General features: G+C 31.4%; 15 protein-coding genes and 2 other annotated features. Of the genes, 12 read left to right on the top strand and 3 right to left on the bottom strand.

Annotation, left to right across the window (positions count from 1 at the left end; genetic code table 11):
• Positions 1 to 277: 277 nt before the first annotated feature.
• The 4 genes from T473_RS0104265 (at position 278) to T473_RS18440 (ending at position 4,696) form a co-directional block, all read left to right on the top strand.
• Complete coding sequence (locus T473_RS0104265; RefSeq protein ID WP_242825856.1) at positions 278 to 1,099, top strand: putative sporulation protein YtxC; 822 nt, start codon at positions 278 to 280, stop codon at positions 1,097 to 1,099.
• 172 nt (positions 1,100 to 1,271) lie between these two features.
• Positions 1,272 to 1,874 carry a DUF445 domain-containing protein gene (locus tag T473_RS0104270; RefSeq protein ID WP_024620791.1) on the top strand — a complete coding sequence of 201 codons (603 nt, stop codon included), beginning with the start codon at positions 1,272 to 1,274 and terminating at the stop codon, positions 1,872 to 1,874.
• A gap of 144 nt (positions 1,875 to 2,018) precedes the next feature.
• Positions 2,019 to 2,237: a binding site (T-box leader), on the top strand.
• A 53-nt stretch (positions 2,238 to 2,290) separates the two neighbouring features.
• Positions 2,291 to 4,210 carry a threonine--tRNA ligase gene (thrS, locus tag T473_RS0104275; protein ID WP_024620792.1) on the top strand — a complete coding sequence of 640 codons (1,920 nt, stop codon included), beginning with the start codon at positions 2,291 to 2,293 and terminating at the stop codon, positions 4,208 to 4,210.
• A 333-nt stretch (positions 4,211 to 4,543) separates the two neighbouring features.
• Positions 4,544 to 4,696, top strand: a complete 153-nt coding sequence (locus T473_RS18440; RefSeq protein WP_161627534.1) for a hypothetical protein — start codon at positions 4,544 to 4,546, stop codon at positions 4,694 to 4,696.
• 167 nt (positions 4,697 to 4,863) lie between these two features.
• Here T473_RS18440 and T473_RS0104285 read toward each other — a convergent pair whose 3' ends face one another.
• Positions 4,864 to 6,267 (bottom strand): ATP-dependent metallopeptidase FtsH/Yme1/Tma family protein, encoded by a 1,404-nt coding sequence (locus T473_RS0104285; RefSeq protein WP_024620793.1) that lies wholly within the window; start codon positions 6,265 to 6,267, stop codon positions 4,864 to 4,866.
• 338 nt (positions 6,268 to 6,605) lie between these two features.
• On the opposite strand from T473_RS0104285, the gene infC reads away from it, so the two are divergent.
• From infC to rplT, 3 genes are all read left to right on the top strand, one after another.
• Complete coding sequence (gene infC, locus T473_RS0104290) at positions 6,606 to 7,166, top strand: translation initiation factor IF-3 (RefSeq protein WP_077065769.1); 561 nt, start codon at positions 6,606 to 6,608, stop codon at positions 7,164 to 7,166.
• Between the two features lie 26 nt (positions 7,167 to 7,192).
• Entirely contained in the window at positions 7,193 to 7,387 is a 195-nt protein-coding gene (gene rpmI / locus T473_RS0104295; RefSeq protein ID WP_024620795.1) for a 50S ribosomal protein L35, read from the top strand.
• 65 nt (positions 7,388 to 7,452) lie between these two features.
• Positions 7,453 to 7,809, top strand: a complete 357-nt coding sequence (rplT, locus tag T473_RS0104300; protein WP_024620796.1) for a 50S ribosomal protein L20 — start codon at positions 7,453 to 7,455, stop codon at positions 7,807 to 7,809.
• A 64-nt stretch (positions 7,810 to 7,873) separates the two neighbouring features.
• Here the strand turns inward: rplT and kynU are convergent, their stop codons facing one another.
• Together kynU and T473_RS0104310 are read right to left on the bottom strand one after the other, a co-directional pair.
• Positions 7,874 to 9,160: a kynureninase gene (gene kynU / locus T473_RS0104305; protein WP_024620797.1), complete on the bottom strand. Its 1,287-nt coding sequence runs from the start codon at positions 9,158 to 9,160 to the stop codon at positions 7,874 to 7,876.
• A gap of 208 nt (positions 9,161 to 9,368) precedes the next feature.
• On the bottom strand, positions 9,369 to 9,809 hold the full coding sequence (locus tag T473_RS0104310) for an Lrp/AsnC family transcriptional regulator (protein ID WP_024620798.1): 441 nt from the start codon (positions 9,807 to 9,809) through the stop codon (positions 9,369 to 9,371).
• Between the two features lie 411 nt (positions 9,810 to 10,220).
• Here T473_RS0104310 and T473_RS0104315 point away from each other — a divergent pair, with 411 nt between their 5' ends.
• From T473_RS0104315 to pheT, 5 genes are all read left to right on the top strand, one after another.
• Positions 10,221 to 11,597, top strand: a complete 1,377-nt coding sequence (locus T473_RS0104315) for a TrkH family potassium uptake protein (RefSeq protein WP_161627535.1) — start codon at positions 10,221 to 10,223, stop codon at positions 11,595 to 11,597.
• Positions 11,598 to 11,630: 33 nt separating this feature from the next.
• Entirely contained in the window at positions 11,631 to 12,302 is a 672-nt protein-coding gene (locus T473_RS0104320; protein ID WP_024620800.1) for a potassium channel family protein, read from the top strand.
• 2 nt (positions 12,303 to 12,304) lie between these two features.
• A complete protein-coding gene (locus T473_RS0104325) occupies positions 12,305 to 13,099 on the top strand; it encodes a TrmH family RNA methyltransferase (protein ID WP_024620801.1) in 795 nt (264 codons plus the stop codon).
• Positions 13,100 to 13,285: 186 nt separating this feature from the next.
• Positions 13,286 to 13,511: a binding site (T-box leader), on the top strand.
• A gap of 48 nt (positions 13,512 to 13,559) precedes the next feature.
• The gene (pheS, locus tag T473_RS0104330; RefSeq protein WP_024620802.1) at positions 13,560 to 14,579 is read left to right on the top strand and encodes a phenylalanine--tRNA ligase subunit alpha; all 1,020 of its coding nucleotides are present in this window, start codon (positions 13,560 to 13,562) and stop codon (positions 14,577 to 14,579) included.
• 15 nt (positions 14,580 to 14,594) lie between these two features.
• Positions 14,595 to 16,985: a phenylalanine--tRNA ligase subunit beta gene (gene pheT, locus T473_RS0104335; RefSeq protein ID WP_024620803.1), complete on the top strand. Its 2,391-nt coding sequence runs from the start codon at positions 14,595 to 14,597 to the stop codon at positions 16,983 to 16,985.
• Positions 16,986 to 17,002 lie beyond the last annotated feature (17 nt).

Consider the following 17,002-nt stretch of genomic DNA (forward strand, 5'->3'; position numbering starts at 1 on the left):
ATTTATAAATTTATAATTAATAAAATTTTTATGTATCTTATACTAAATCAAAAAATGTATAAATTTATTAAAATTATAAGTGATATTTTAGATTTATTTATTAACTTTGATAATATTGTATAAAATTAGTCTGGTTTGTAAAAAATGATAATGAGTTGTAAGAATATCTTATATTATTTTTATAGTTACTAAGTTTTATACTGCACTAAAATTAACTTTTTTCATATTATAAAAATAACACTACAATAATGCAGAGATGGCCGACAAGAAGGGAGCGATGAAGTTGATAAGCAAAGATAAAATTTCGGATAAGAAGTTTTATAGCAACAACATCAATAATAAATTAATATATACAAATGGGATAGTAGAGGTAGTAACTAGTTCGGGAAAAAATGAAGTTATAGCTAGAAAAGTTATAGACGATAAAGTTTTTAGTAGTGAGGGTCTAAATCTAGATGAAATAACAGAGAGAGTAACTAATAAAATTATAAAAATTATGAGGGGTGAGGTTTTAAGAGATTATATACAAAGCCAATATGGAAAAGCATATCCAAAGGAAATTGACAATATTTACGAGCATTCATTAAAAATATTTAGCAACAAAGAAGTATTCATCAGAGAGACAATATTTATGAGGGTAAGTAATTATATTTTAGAAAATGATTACATAAATATCGACGGATTTATAAAGTTTAGGATGAAGGAATTTATAAAATATATCTCTGCAATAGCTGATATTTCTTTGGAGGAATACTTAATAAACAGAGATCACGAAGAATTTATAAGAGTGCTTAAGTACTTTATAGATACTCAAGATGTAAAAATTGATCTGTTAAAAGTCCATATAATGGAGGATAACAGCTTCGTACTTTACGATAAAAATGGTGACAAAATAGATAGTATAGATGATGAAGATATTATAAATATGGTTATCAGAGAAAACTTAAACTACGAAGATTTTTTAATAAGTACTCTTCTTTCACTATGCCCAAGAAAGATTGAAGTAATGGATACATTAAATAGCAACTCTTCAAAAGAGATTATAGATACTTTGAAGTCTATATTTGAAAATAGGGTAGATATAATAACTAATAATTAATAGTTCTAGAATAAACTAGTAATCGATCCATTTTTATTTCTTCCAAGTGAAAGGACTTGTGTTTTAATCTTATTCTAATAAATTAAACCTTTTTAATTACAGTCACATGGCTTATAATTGTATAGTAGCATTATGTAAACAGATAGTATACAAAAGATAAGGAGAGTTAGTCATGGACAATTTGATAAAAATACTAATATTGGCATCTATAGGTGGGGTTATTGGATATATCACCAATGTCGTTGCAATCAGGCTTATATTTAGGCCAATTAAACCTATAAAAATTCCAATTTTGAATATAGAAATAATAGGGCTAATACCAAAAAGAAGAGAAGAAATTGCAACTAACATAGCTATAATAGTTGAGGAAGAATTTATATCACTTGATGAAATACTAGACAACGTAATTACAGAAGATGATAAAGATGAAGTAGTGATTTATATAAAATCTAGGATTAGTGTTCTGCTGAATGAAAAATTTTCATATGTGCCATCAAGTATTAAAAAACTTATAGAGGGCTATCTTAATGATATGGTAGAAGAAGAGGTAAAAAATAGCATAGACGATTTAAGTAAAGGAATGATGGCAAAGGCTAGTGAGCGCATAAATATTCAAGAAATGATTGAAGAGAAAATTAATGAACTCGACTTATTAGTTTTAGAAGATCTAATAATAAGTGTAGCAAAAAAAGAATTAAAGCATATAGAGTTCTTAGGACTTGTTTTAGGATTCTTAATAGGAATCGTTCAAGGACTAATAGTTGCTTTTATGTAGGTTATAATAAAATTATTTAAAATTGCTAAAAAATAATATAAATAATATAATAATTGAATTAAATTTAAAAAAAATGTAAAAATATAAATAAATATTATTGACGACTGGAATTTTTTCTGATACAATTTGAAATAACATTTAAGATAATATGCAATGAAAAGGAAAAGTAGATTAGAAACCATTTTTAGAGAACTTGGGTCGTGGCTGAAAGCCCATTTGATAGGTCTATTCGAAAACTACCTTGGAGCGGAATGTGAGTAGCTTTGTAAAAGCATTCGGATGACTACCTTATAGTCAACAAGAGGACTGCAGTTAGCTGTATGTCAACTTGGGTGGAACCGCGATATTACTGTCGCCCCAAATATATATTTGGGGCGATTTTTTGATTTATATAAATATAAACAGGAGGAATTACTATGATAAAAGTTGCATTAAAAGACGGATCAATCAAGGAATTCGAAAGTGGAATTTCAGTTATGGATGTAGCTAAATCGATAAGTGAAGGTTTAGCTAGAAATATATTAGCAGCATCAGTAGACGGAGAATTAGTAGGTTTAGACTACGTTTTAGATAAAGACTGTGAACTTAACTTATTTAAGTTTGATGATGAAGAAGGGAAGGATGTATTTAGACATACATCTGCACATATACTAGCTCAAGCATTAAAAAGATTATATCCAGAGGTTAAACTTGCTATAGGACCAAGTATAGAAAACGGTTTCTACTACGATATGGATATGGAGCATAGACTTGTCCCAGAAGATCTAGAAAAATTAGAAGCTGAAATGAAAAAGATCGTTAAAGAAGATCTAAAGCCAGAGAGAATGGAACTTCCTAGAGACGAAGCTATCGAGCTAATGAAGAAATATGGTGAAGACTACAAGGTAGAGCTTATATCTGATCTTCCAGAAGGTGAAATAATTTCTTTCTACAAGCAAGGCGATTTTGTAGATCTATGTAGAGGGCCACACCTTCCATCAACTAAGAAAGTTAAAGCTATAAAACTTTTAAGTATAGCAGGAGCTTACTGGCGTGGAGATGAAAAGAACAAGATGCTTCAAAGAATTTACGGTATATCTTTCGAGAAGAACAAAGATTTAGAAGAGTACCTACATTTATTAGAAGAGGCTAAAAAAAGAGACCACAGAAAAATAGGAAAAGAATTAGACCTATTTATGATGCCAGAAGAGGGACCAGGATTCCCATTATTCTTACCAAAAGGTATGGAACTTAAAAATGAACTTATGAAGTACTGGAGAGAAGTTCACAAGAGATATGAGTACGTTGAAATAGAAACTCCAATAATATTAAATAAACAACTTTGGGAAACTTCAGGTCACTGGTTTCACTACAAAGAAAATATGTACACTGTACAAATAGATGATGAAGATTATGCAATAAAGCCAATGAACTGTCCAGGATCACTTATATTCTACAACCATAAACAACATTCATACAGAGATTTCCCGATGAGAGTTGGAGAAGTTGGTAGAGTTCATAGACATGAGTTATCAGGTGCACTTCACGGACTTATGAGAGTTAGAGCATTCACTCAAGATGACGCGCATATATTCATGTTACCAGAGCAAATTAAAGACGAAATAAAAGGTGTAGTTGCACTTATAGATGAGCTATACAAAACTTTCGGATTTGAATATCACTTAGAGTTATCTACTAGACCTGATAACTCAATGGGTAGCGATGAAGAATGGTCAAACGCAGAAAACGGACTAAGAGAAGCTTTAGAGGAATTAAACCTTCCATATATACTAAATGAAGGGGATGGAGCTTTCTATGGACCTAAGATAGACTTCCACTTAAAAGACTGTTTAGGAAGAAGTTGGCAATGTGGAACTATCCAATTAGATATGCAATTACCTCAAAGATTTGATATTACTTATATAGGTCAAGATGGTGAAAAACACAGACCAGTAATGATCCACAGAGTTGCACTTGGAAGTATAGAAAGATTTATAGGTATACTTATAGAGCAATATGCTGGTAAATTCCCAGTTTGGTTATCACCAACTCAAGTTAAGGTACTACCTATATCTGATAAATATATAGACTATGCTAATGAAATAAAAGACACTCTTTACAAGCAAAATATAAGAGTAGAATTAGATGATAGAGCAGAAAAGATAGGATTTAAAATAAGAGAAGCTCAACTTGAAAAAGTTCCTTACATGATAATAGTAGGAGAAAAAGAAGTTGAAGAGAAAAACATCTCTGTTAGATCAAGAGATAAAGGTGAGCTAGGAAACATAGGCTTAGATGAATTTATCTCTAATATAAACAATCAAGTTGCATCAAGAGAAAATGTAGAACTTGATTAATTAACTCGCTAGAACATATTTTATATACTAAAAAGCTGTGTATTACTTATATGTTAGTTTACAATTAAACTAACAAAGTGTACGCAGCTTTTTAAATACAAATAATTAAGAATGCCAGTACAAATATTTAAATTAGAAATTAAACTATTTATTATATAACATAGGGAATAGGAGGGTATTAGGTATATATAGAAATAATTTAATAGGTTACCATATAAAAAATAAATACAAAAATTTGTCCACTTTTACTAATTAAATTAGTTATAATTTATAAGTGAAATTATGGTATAATACTAAGTTAATACCAAAAAAAGTAGAGGAGAAGTGGACATAATGAAAAACATAAGAAAAATAGTAGATTCAACTAAATCATTAATTTTTCCAGCTATAATATTGCTTCTTTTAATCTTTGTAATTCAGCCAGAAAATATGGTAGGGACTATATATCCTACTTACAAAGTCAGAGATTATATAGTGATAAAATAAATTCTCGACCGTAAATAAATTGATTAATAGAGGTGGCATTGCAATTAGTGAAATAAAAATAAAATATAAAAGAAGTTCAAGGAAAATTATAATAATTGTTCTTGAACTTCTTTTTTTTATTTAAATTAAAATACAATTAATTTAGATTTAGATACATTATTTGAAATCTAATTTGCTGCTTCTTTTCTTATTAAAGACTTAAGCTCTTCGTGAGTCATAGTTTCGTTCTCGAATAGATGATTAGCTAAAATATCGAGGTCGTTTCTATTACTAGTAAGCAATTCAAGAGTTTCGTTATAACAATTTTCAACTATTTTATTAGCTTCAATTTGTATCCTTTCAGACATAAAAGTCTTATCATTTCCGTCGATAGTCATAAACCCGAGATCGCTCATTCCGTACTCACAAACCATTTGATTTGCAATTTCAGTAACTTTTTTTAGATCGTCCTTCGCCCCTGTAGATTTATGATTAAAAATAATCTCTTCGGCAGCTTTACCAGCAAGTAGGATTTTGATTTTTCCTATAAGTTCATCCTTAGTATAGATGTATCTATCTTCATCAGGAAGTTGAAGTACATACCCTAGAGCCTGGCCTCTAGGAACAATGGAAACTTTTTGTATAGGGGTTATACCTATCATGTCACTTACTAGAGCATGGCCTGACTCATGGAATGAGACAATTTTCTTTTCTCTATCTATTAATGAAGAACTTTTAGATTCTAGTCCTGCAATAACTCTTTCTAGAGCTTTATCAAAATGTAGAGAAGTAATATGTTCACTATTTTCTCTAACAGCGAATATAGCAGCTTCATTAGCTATATTTGATAAATGGGCACCATTAAAGCCGTGTGTTTTTTTAGCTAAAGTTTCAAGATTTACAGATTTATCAATAGGCTTGTTATCTGTATGTACCTTTAATATCTCGAATCTTGTGTGATAGTTTGGAGCGCCCATGTGTATATGTCTGTCAAATCTTCCAGGTCTAATTAATGCTTCATCGAGTAAGTCCATTCTATTTGTAGCGCCTATAACTAATACATTTGAATCTTTGTTAAAGCCATCCATCTCTACGAGCAATTGGTTCAATGTTTGGTCCTTTTCATTATTGCTTTCCATATGTCTTTTTACACCAATAGCATCAATCTCGTCTATAAATATAATACTAGGTGCATCTTTTCTCGCTTTTTCAAATAGAGCTCTAACTCTCTTTGCGCCAACTCCGACATATTTTTCAACAAACTCAGAACCAGTAATATTGAAAAAGGCAGAGTTAGTCTCTCCAGCTACAGCTGAAGCAAGTAGCGTTTTACCTGTTCCTGGAGGACCATAAAATAATACCCCTTTAGGGATTTTTGCTCCCATTTTTTTGTACTTGCCAGGTGATCTCATAAAATCGACTATTTCGAATAACTCTTCTTTAACTTCCTCAAGTCCTGCAACATCTTTAAATGTAGTTTTGGGATGTGTTGAGTAAGCGTCGTCGTTTTTTTCTTCTTTTTCTAACTTGGTCTGTGCAAATGCTGGCACAGGGTTTTTAATTTTTTTGAAAAAATTATTTAACATATTCATTTTAAACACCTCAGGTTATTAATTATTTGATGTCTTTATATTTTCCATATTTAAGATATTTTATTATTATTTTCATTGGTAATTTAAGGCATATACTTTTTGCGTGAAATATGGGATAATAAAAGAGAAGAATTACAATGATTAATGTGCATAAAACAAAAAAATAAAATAAAACAAAAAAACTTGCACATATTTACTATAGATGGTATAGTATATAAGGATAAGAAATAAAGAAGAAGTCCGCTTCTCACCTTGCGACGAAAGTTAGCTAGGTATATATAAGTTAAAGCCTAATGTGTAAATTTTAGAGCTTTATTATTTAGAGACTTATATGGCGGATGATTATATCATTCGCCATTATTTATATAAAAAAACGGAGGTGTCTAACAATTAGCAAAGAGTTAGCAATCAATGAGCAAATAAGAGACAAAGAGGTAAGACTTTTATCATCTAATGGAGATCAACTTGGGATAGTGGCTTTAAATGAAGCACAATCTATGGCAGATGCGCAAAATTTGGACTTGGTTCAAATTTCACCAAATGCAAAACCATCAGTGTGTAAGATAATGGACTATGGAAAATTTAGATATGAGCAATCTAGAAAAGAAAAAGAAGCTAAGAAAAAGCAAAAAATAGTGAGCCTTAAAGAAGTAAGACTTAGACCAGGTATTGAGGAAAATGATTTAAATACTAAAGCCAATAACGCTATTAAATTCCTTAAAAAAGGGGATAAAGTGAAAGTTGAACTTAGATTTAGAGGAAGAGAACTAGGACATAAAGATTTAGGAAAAGTAGTTATGCTTAAATTTATAGATATAGTTAAAGAGTTTGGTGAACCAACAAAAGCCCCAGCATTTGAGGGAAATAATATGGTTGTAATTATAGATCCAAAAAAATAGATGTTTAATCGAGAGGAGGAAACACCATGCCTAAAATGAAAACTCATAGAGGTGCAGCAAAGAGACTTAAGAAAACAGGAAGCGGAAAGTTAAAGAGAGCTAAAGCTTACAAGAAACATATATTAACTAAGAAATCTGCTAAAAGAAAAATGAACTTAAGAAAATCTACTCTAGTAAGTGATGGAGATGCTAAAAGAATAGCTCAATTATTACCATACTAAGATCGGATTAATACACATTATAAGAAAATAATAAACATAAGGAAAACATAAAGGAGGTAATAACGATGGCAAGAGTAAAAAAGGCTATGAATGCCCGTAAAAAGCACAAAAAGATATTAAAGCTTGCTAAAGGATTCAGAGGATCTAGAAGCAAATTATATAGACCAGCGAATACTTTCGTAATGAAAGCATTAAAGAACGCATATATAGGTAGAAAGTTAAAGAAGAGAGACTTCAGAAAACTTTGGATACAAAGAATAAATGCAGCTGCTAGAATGAATGGTATATCTTATTCAAGATTAATGAATGGATTAAAATTATCTGGCATAGAAGTTAACAGAAAAATGTTATCTGAATTAGCTATACAAGATCCAGAAGGATTTGCTAAATTAGCAGAGACAGCTAAATCAAAATTAGCTTAACTATAAAGTGAATGATTGGTATCATTATAAAAAACCCTAGAACATCGGCTCTAGGGTTTTTTATTTAATAAACTAGTATACGTTCTTCACTAAACTCTTCATAGAATTTTGTAGCGACTATTGATTCTAGCACATCAACAAGCGTGTGAACTTCTTCATAAGTATTGTAAAGTGCTATAGGGGCTAGACGAATTACGTTTGGTTCTCTATAGTCAGGTACAATATTCTTAGCTTTTAATGCAAAAGATATTCTATATGCTTCGTCGTGTACAAGTGAAACATGACCACCGCGAATATTATCATCAGTTGGATTATCATAACTGTAACCGTATTTAACAAGTCTTTCATCTATCAGATACATTAAATAAGCAGTTATATGTAGAGATTTTTCACGTAAATTATCAAGTCCAGCTTCTTTGTATATCTTAAGTGATCCTTCAAGTGGAGCCATAGATAAAAGATTTGGAGTACCAGTCTGTAAACTAGTAGCATTTAACTCAGGCTCATATGTACGTCTTAATAAAAATTGAGTTTCATCTTTATTTCCAAACCATCCAGTTAATCCAGGAACAGTACCAAAGTATTTTTTATTTAAATATACTCCAGCAGTAGCACCAGGCCCAGCAGAAAGGTATTTATAGTTACACCAAACAGCAAAATCAGGTTGAATATCTTCAAAATCATGTGGAACTGAACCGATAGAATGGCATAGATCCCATCCTATAATTATACCTTTTTTATGAGCTGCATCAGTTAGTTTTTTCATATCTAAGAGTTGAGAGCTACGATATAGTACTGCTGGTAAAAGAATTAACGCGACATCATCTGACATTGCTTCTATAACTGCATTTTCATCGATAAATTTACCGTCTGGGCTTTTTACAACTTTTACTGTATCTTCAATTTCTAGACCTTTAAGGCGTACAATACTGTCTACAGCGTATCTATCTGTAGGGAAGTTTAAGTCATCAACAAGTATTTTATACTTCTTATCAGTGGGCTTGTATAAAGTTGAAATTGTCTGATGAATTGTAGATGTTGTCGTTCCTGTAATACATATTTCTATAGGTGAAGCATTTATGTGTGGAGCCAAAAGTTCTGCAAGTACATCTGAGTAGCGGAAATAACGACTATTTTCAACATTCCAAATTCCTATTGCATGGTTTTTCCATTGATCTACCATATTATTAAGCGAATCTAAAGCGTCTTTTGAGCAAAGCCCCAAAGAGTTACCATCCATATATATTTTGTTTTCCAACATATAAAATCTTGATCTAAATTTCTTTAAAGGATCCTTAAAGTCGAGTTCTAAAGCATAATACATCCCTAATTTAAAATTTCTATCTAACATTTAATTACCTCCTAAATTTTAAATATATTTATAGAATACAAGTCTTGATACACTTGATTTACTTGATTAAGTCTATTATAGAAAATAAAGTAACATGCTAATATGAAAATTTGAATTATTTTGACAATAATTTTTTACAAATTAAAGATTATTTTACGAAAAATATGCATAATAAAAATACTCTTTGAAAAAGAGTACTTAAAAAGGATTAATCGACAGGAGTTATAATACTGTTCTCCAATGGAGAGTTTAAGATGATCGATGTATTTATATGTGCGTATGGCATTAATTCTTCTAAGAGTTCATTCATTTCAGTAATATTTTTAGTAGAGCCTTTTGCTATGTAGTTGAATTTTCCAGTAACAGCATATACTTCAGTAATACATTTTTTAGAAAGTAAAATCTCACATATTTTATTAAAAGATACTTTAATATCGCTAATATGAATATAGAAACTCACATTTAAGCCAACAGATTCTGGTGAAACATGAGTAGAAAACCTTTTCAAAATGTCTTTCTCAATTAATTTATTTACACGTTCATTAACACTTGGTCTACTTAAATTTACTTTAGATGATAGATCCGTTATCGAGATTCTAGAGTCTTCTTGAAGTAAGAGAATTAATTGCTTATCAATGCTATCTAACATAATTTTCCTCCCGTAATTGTACATTTATGAGATTTACTTAAAAAACAAACTTTTATAGATTTTTATTGTTATTGTGAAGTTTTTTATTCTTCAAAAATTTAATATAATAATACGATAATATAATCTTATTGTCAAAGCATCAATACTAGAAGCATTTAGCAAATTGGAGTTAGAATAATAAGCGAAGTATCAAAAATTATACATAAACTCAACTTAAGATAAGATGTTCAAACATTTGAAATTTACAAAATTGTATACATATATGTTAAATAGAAGTTAAATAATATAGTAGGAGAATCATCGTATTGTTTTTAGAGAACCTTTGTAATATAATATAGTAATGGTTGAAGGAAGGGGCTAAAAAAGTCGAAATTTATCCTCAACATAATTGAAATTAGGAGGGGCGTTAAATTGAATAAATTGGTAAAAAGACTTCTATCATTAGCAAATAAAATGAAACCAGTTCAGATAATCGTTATTGGATTTGCTTCTGTGATACTAATAGGAAGTCTTTTATTGACATTGCCTATCACTACACAGAGTGGTGAAAGTGTTGGGTTTATAGATGCTTTGTTTACAGCTACTTCTTGTGTATGCGTCACTGGACTAGTTGTAGTCGACACAGGCACAACCTGGAATTTGTTTGGGCAGATTATATGTATAACTCTTATACAAGTTGGTGGGCTAGGATTTATGACAGTCGCCACGATGTTTGCAATTTTTACAAGAAAAAAGATAAACTTAAAGGAAAGACTAGTTATACAAGAGTCTCTTAATCAGTTTGACTTATCAGGGCTTGTTAAGCTTGTTAGGTATGTGGTTCTTATAACATTTTCAATAGAAATTATAGGAGCACTTATACTGTCGACTGTTTTTGTACCACAATTCGGTGTAGTGAAAGGAGCATGGTTCAGTGTATTCCATGCGATATCGGCCTTCTGTAATGCGGGATTTGACTTAATGGGATCTACATCTGGTGAATTTACATCGATCACATCATATGTAAACAATGCCACAGTATCTCTTACAATATCTATTCTTATAATATGTGGAGGTCTTGGATACCCTGTAATGTTAAACATCGCGAAGGAAAGAAAGTTTTCTAAATTTAATTTACACACAAAATTAGTACTAATATCAACAGTGACACTTATCTTTGTGGGTATGGCACTGATATTTATAATAGAATATAAAAACCCAGATTCGATAGCACCACTTGGAATGAAAGGTAAGTTACTAGCATCGTTATTCCAATCAGTAACATCTAGAACAGCTGGATTTAGTACGCTTAATTTGGCTGCAATGGATGAGAGCAGTTTATTCGTTATTATTATCCTGATGTTTATTGGGGCATCACCGGCGTCAACTGGTGGTGGTATTAAGACGACTACACTAGCTGTGCTTATACTTACTGTAAAGAGCTTTATAACTGGGAAATCAGATATAGAAGTATACGAAAGAAGAATTGCACCATCTGTTGTAAAAAAATCTTTGGGTATATTTATTGTCGGTATTTCAGCAGCTGTTACAGGAACATTGCTTATATCGATGACACAGCCTGGATTTAACCTAACAGCATCGGCGTTTGAAGTTGTTTCTGCTTTGGCAACTGTCGGAAGTAGTTTGGCTGGTAGTGCAAACCTAAATCTATTTGGTAAATTATTGATTATTTTATGTATGTTTATGGGTAGAGTTGGATCGCTTACTATATTTATGGCGGTATTATCATTTGGCCGTAAAAAAAATCAACCGATAAGCTATCCAGATGGTAAAATAATAGTAGGATAAAATAAATTAGTTATTTATGTGGAGGAACATTAAATGAAACAATATATTGTTATTGGATGCGGAAGATTCGGTAGTTCTGTTGCGACTACTATAAGTCTTCTTGGAAATGAAGTTATGGCAATTGATAAAAACAAAGATATAATACAAAATCTTTCTGATAAAGTTACTCATTCGGTTATTGTAGATGTTACAGACGAGCAAGCTCTTAGATCTCTTGGGCTTGGGAACTTCGATGTAGCGGTAATTTCTATAGGATCTGATATAAGAGCATCTATAATGGCTACTCTTATTGCAAAAGAAATGGGAGTTCCACAGATAATTTGCAAAGCTAAGGATGAGCTTCAAGCAAAAGTTTTCTACAAAATAGGTGCTGATAGAGTTGTTTTCCCAGAGAGAGATATGGGAGTAAGAGTTGCACACAACTTAGTTTCAGACAATATACTTGACCATATAGAGCTTGACCCAGAGTATTCGATAGTTGAGATAGTAACTCCTAGTAAGTGGATAGGGAAGACTTTAGTTGATCTAGAACTTAGAGCTAGATACGAGATAACTGTACTCGCAATAAAAACTGGAAACGATATAAATGTAACTCCATCTCCTGAGGAAAAACTAGAGTTAGGAAGTATACTTGTAGTAATTGGACAAAATTCAAAAATCAGTGAAATTACTTCAGAGAGTCACAGTATGCATGGGAGACGATAATAATGATTAAAATGATTGAAAGTAGGGACAATGAAAAATTAAAATACACAAGGTCACTACTGAAAACAAAGAATAGAAATAAAGAGTCTAAATTTATTGTGGAGGGATTTCGTATCCTTACACTTGCTGTAGAGTCTAATTCATATATAGAGTATATATTTATAAACGAAGATTTTGAAAGTAAAGAAGAACACAAAAAATTACTTAAAGAATTTGAATCTAGAAAAGTTGATATATACAAGACATCAAATAAAAATTTTAATGAGCTTGTGGATACTGAAAATACTCAGGGCATTATAGGTGTTAGAAAATTTGTACCTAAAAATTTAAAAGATTGTTTATCAGATGAAAAATTTATCGTAGTTTTGGACAGAGTCCAAGATCCAGGTAATATGGGAACAATTATAAGAACTGCAGATGCTGCTGGAGTTGAGGCAGTAGTAGTTTTAAAAGGCAGTGTAGATATATACAACCCCAAGGTAATCAGATCTACAATGGGTTCTGTATTTACAATGAAAATTATCTTAGCTGATGAACATGAAGTAGTAGATTATTTAAATGAAGAAAATTTCAACTTAGTTTCTAGCTATTTGGATACTGATAACTACTATGATAAAGTTGACTATGGATCAAAAGTAGCCTTAGTTGTAGGAAATGAAGCTAATGGCATAAGTGATTATTTAGTTTCAAAGTCAGATACTTTGGTTAAAATACCAATGTATGGAAGTGCAGAATCGCTTAATGCGGCAATCAGTTCTGCGATATTGATGTACGAGATAAAAAAACATTTAGTCTAAATAAATAATCTAAAATATAAAATGACATTATACACAAATTTTCTTTTCTGAATTAAGTAGTAGTGTCGTTTTTTATTTATAGGAACAAAAAAATAATAAACTAATATAATAGGGTTAATCGTAATTATTCCATTCTATTGAAAAAATAAAAATTAATGGTATAATTATTAACTAATGTAATACTATATAAATACTGTGAAAGAGATAAGTATTTTGTTTAAACTTAGTACAGAGATAAACACAATAAGCTGGAAGTGTTTTCTAAGAACTCAAAAGAAATTCGCTCTGGAGTATGTAAGCTGAAAACGAGTAAGCTTTCACGTCTGAACGCGTTAAGTTCTTCGAGTGGTTTTGCGAAAGTCTGTAAAACTACTAGGGTGGTACCGCGAAACTATAGTCTTTCGTCCCTAGCTGGGATGAGGGGCTTTTTTTATACAAAAAAAGAGAAAGGGTGATATTCATGCAACAAAAACTGCTAGATTTACAAGATGCAGCTTTGAAAGAAATTAGAGAAGTTTGCAGTATGGACGAAGTTGAAAACCTTATAGTAAAGTACCTGGGCAAAAAAGGTGAATTAAAGTCAATACTTAAAGAAATGGGAAAACTATCTGAGGAAGAGAGACCTGTAATAGGTAAAGTAGGAAATGAAGTTAGAGATGTAATAGAAGATAGTTTGGCTACAAAGAAAGATGAATTAAAAGAGATAGTTAAAAAAGAGAAACTTTCAAAAGAAGTTATAGATGTTACTTTACCTGGTAAAAAACATGCAATAGGTAAAAGACACCCTATTACTCAAATTATAGATGAAGTATCAGAAATATTTATCGGTATGGGATTTTCAATAGCAGAAGGTCCTGAAATGGATACAATTGGCAATAACTTTGATGCGTTAAATGCACCAAAAGATCATCCATCTAGAGATATGACAGATACATTTTATATAAGTGATGATTTACTTCTTAGAACTCAAACATCTCCAGTTCAGGTAAGAACTATGAGAAGCTCTGAGCTTCCTATAAAGATAATTTCTCCAGGAAGATGTTTTAGAAGAGATACTCCTGATGCTACACATTCTCCAATGTTCCACCAAATCGAGGGTATGGTAGTTGGAAAAGATGTTACTATGGCGCAATTAAAATGGACTCTCGACGCATTTGTAAAGAAATTATTCGGAGAAGATACTAAGACTAAATTTAGACCTCACAACTTCCCATTTACAGAGCCAAGTGCAGAAGTTGATATAACTTGCTTTAAATGTGGTGGGAAAGGTTGCCCTACATGTAAACAAGAAGGTTGGATAGAGATATTAGGTTGTGGTATGGTTCACCCTAATGTACTTAAAAACTGTGGGATAGATCCAGAAGTTTACAGTGGATTTGCATTTGGGGTTGGAGTTGAAAGACTTGCAATGTTTAAATACGAGATAGATGATATAAGATTATTATTCGAAAATAATAAAAGATTTTTAAATCAATTTTAATCGGGAGGTTTTTATATGTTAGTACCTTTAAAATGGCTAAGAGACTACGTTGATATAGATATAGATGTAAATGAATTCGCTGACAAGATGACTATGTCAGGAAGTAAAGTTGAAAAAGTGGATTTCTACGGAGAAGATATTGAAAATGTCTTAGTAGGAAAAATACTTGAGATAAAGCAACACGAAAATGCAGATAAACTTATAGTTACAAAAGTAGATATAGGTAAAGAAGTTATACAAATAGTAACTGGCGCCGAAAATGTATCTGAGGGAGATTATATTCCTGTTGCAGTACATGGAGCTAAACTTCCAGGTGGGGTAAAAATAAAGACTGGTAAGCTCAGAGGGGAAGTCTCAGAGGGGATGATGTGTTCATCTGAAGAGCTAGGAATAGATCCTCACTATGTAAAAGAACATAGTAAAGATGGAATCTTAATACTTGATTATGAAGATTCATATGAGCTAGGTAAAGATGTAAGAGAAGTCCTTGGGTTAAATGATGCTCTTATAGAGTTTGAGATTACTTCAAATAGACCAGACTGTAGATGTATACTAGGAATAGCAAGAGAAGCAGCAGTTACACTAGGTAAGAAGAAAAAGTACCCAGAAGTAGTTGTAGAAGAGAGCGAAGAAGAGATAAAATTCGATATAAATATAGAAAATCCAGATTTATGTAGAAGATACACTGCTAGAATGGTTAAGGATGTTAAGATAGAAGCTTCTCCGTACTGGATGCAAAGAAAGCTTATTGAGGCAGGTGTAAGACCTATAAACAACATAGTAGATATTACAAATTATGTTATGTTAGAGATGGGGCAACCAATGCACGCATTTGATTTAAAACAAGTCTCTACTGGAAAAATAATAGTTAGAAATGCTAATGAGGGAGAAAAATTCGTAACTCTAGATGATACAGAGAGAGAATTAGATAAGGATATGCTTGTTATAACAAATGGCGAGCGTACACTTGCACTTGCAGGAGTTATGGGAGGAGCTAATTCAGAAGTTACAGATGATACAACTGAAATATTATTTGAAAGTGCGAATTTCAAAGCAGAAAATGTCAGAGCTACATCTAAAAGACTAGGTCTTAGAACTGAGTCTTCTTCAAGATTTGAAAAAGGGATAGATCAAGACTTAGCATCTTTAGCAGTAGATAGAGCCGCTCAACTTGTCGAACTATTAGGGGCAGGAAAGGTCTTAAAAGGCGTTGTAGATGAATATCCTACAAAGCATGAATCTAAGAGCATAACTGTAAGTGTTGATAGAATCAACAAGCTAATAGGAATTGAAATATCAGTTAACGAAATGGTTGATATTCTAGAAGCGTTAGAATTTAAATGTATTTTAACACCATCAAATGAAATCTTGGCAGAAGTCCCAAGTTATAGATTAGATATGGATCAAGAAGCAGATTTTGTTGAAGAGATAGCTAGAATTTACGGTTACGATAAAATACCTGCTCTAGAGCTAGAGGGAAATCCAACACTAGGTATAAAAACTGACAAACAAAAGTTTGGAGATGTAATAAAAGATACATCAACTGCTTTAGGATTAGATGAAATACTTACTTATTCTTTTGTAAGTCCAAAAGGAATTGAAAAAATAAATGAGCCAAAAGATAGCTCTAAACATAATTTTGTAAAAATACTTAATCCACTTGGTGAAGAGACATCTGTAATGAGAACAACTCTTATACCAAATATGTTAGATGTAGTAGCCACAAATATCTCTCATAGAGTTGAAGAACTATCAGCATTTGAATACGGACATACATTTGAAGAAGCTGATGTGGAGCCAAAACAATTTGGTAGACTTTGTATAGGAATGTATGGAAAAGGAAAAGACTTCTTTGCATTAAAAGGAATAGTAGAAACTATATTAGAAAAAGTTGGGTTTAAAGGATACGAAATTGAACCAGAAAATAATAATACTACTTTCCACCCGGGAAGATGTGCTAAAATAGTATATAACAACAAAAATATTGGTACATTAGGTGAGTTACATCCTGATGTAATAGAAAATTACGACTTAGGTCAAAGAGTGTATGTTGCAGAAATAGAGACAGACTTTGTATTTGATAACTCTGACAATACTGTGTTATACAAGCCGCTTCCAAAATATCCATCAACTTCAAGAGATATAGCCTTAGTAGTTAAGGATAGTATTTATGTAAAACAGATTGATGATATAATAAGTGTAAATGGTAAAGGTTTAGTTGAAGACTTCAAACTATTCGATGTTTATACAGGAGATCAAATAGAAAAAGGATACAAGTCAATAGCGTATTCTATAACATATAGAAGTAAAGATAGAACTTTGACTGATGAAGATGTAGCTAAGGTGCACGACAAGATATTGAGTGAGTTGAGTGATAAACTAGACGCCAACTTAAGATCAAACTAACGCCAAGTGTAAGGGGG

Source organism: Clostridioides mangenotii TR (assembly GCF_000498755.1).
Taxonomy (GTDB): Bacteria; Bacillota; Clostridia; order Peptostreptococcales; family Peptostreptococcaceae; genus Metaclostridioides; species Metaclostridioides mangenotii_A.

Bases quoted from the DNA above. Each gene is read 5' to 3' on its own strand.
- T473_RS0104265 (WP_242825856.1), top strand. From the start codon at position 278: ATGAAGTTGATAAGCAAAGATAAAATTTCGGATAAGAAGTTTTATAGC.
- T473_RS0104270 (WP_024620791.1), top strand. From the start codon at position 1,272: ATGGACAATTTGATAAAAATACTAATATTGGCATCTATAGGTGGGGTT.
- thrS (WP_024620792.1), top strand. From the start codon at position 2,291: ATGATAAAAGTTGCATTAAAAGACGGATCAATCAAGGAATTCGAAAGT.
- T473_RS18440 (WP_161627534.1), top strand. From the start codon at position 4,544: ATGAAAAACATAAGAAAAATAGTAGATTCAACTAAATCATTAATTTTT.
- T473_RS0104285 (WP_024620793.1), bottom strand. From the start codon at position 6,267: ATGAATATGTTAAATAATTTTTTCAAAAAAATTAAAAACCCTGTGCCA.
- infC (WP_077065769.1), top strand. From the start codon at position 6,606: ATGATTATATCATTCGCCATTATTTATATAAAAAAACGGAGGTGTCTA.
- rpmI (WP_024620795.1), top strand. From the start codon at position 7,193: ATGCCTAAAATGAAAACTCATAGAGGTGCAGCAAAGAGACTTAAGAAA.
- rplT (WP_024620796.1), top strand. From the start codon at position 7,453: ATGGCAAGAGTAAAAAAGGCTATGAATGCCCGTAAAAAGCACAAAAAG.
- kynU (WP_024620797.1), bottom strand. From the start codon at position 9,160: ATGTTAGATAGAAATTTTAAATTAGGGATGTATTATGCTTTAGAACTC.
- T473_RS0104310 (WP_024620798.1), bottom strand. From the start codon at position 9,809: ATGTTAGATAGCATTGATAAGCAATTAATTCTCTTACTTCAAGAAGAC.
- T473_RS0104320 (WP_024620800.1), top strand. From the start codon at position 11,631: ATGAAACAATATATTGTTATTGGATGCGGAAGATTCGGTAGTTCTGTT.
- T473_RS0104325 (WP_024620801.1), top strand. From the start codon at position 12,305: ATGATTAAAATGATTGAAAGTAGGGACAATGAAAAATTAAAATACACA.
- pheS (WP_024620802.1), top strand. From the start codon at position 13,560: ATGCAACAAAAACTGCTAGATTTACAAGATGCAGCTTTGAAAGAAATT.
- pheT (WP_024620803.1), top strand. From the start codon at position 14,595: ATGTTAGTACCTTTAAAATGGCTAAGAGACTACGTTGATATAGATATA.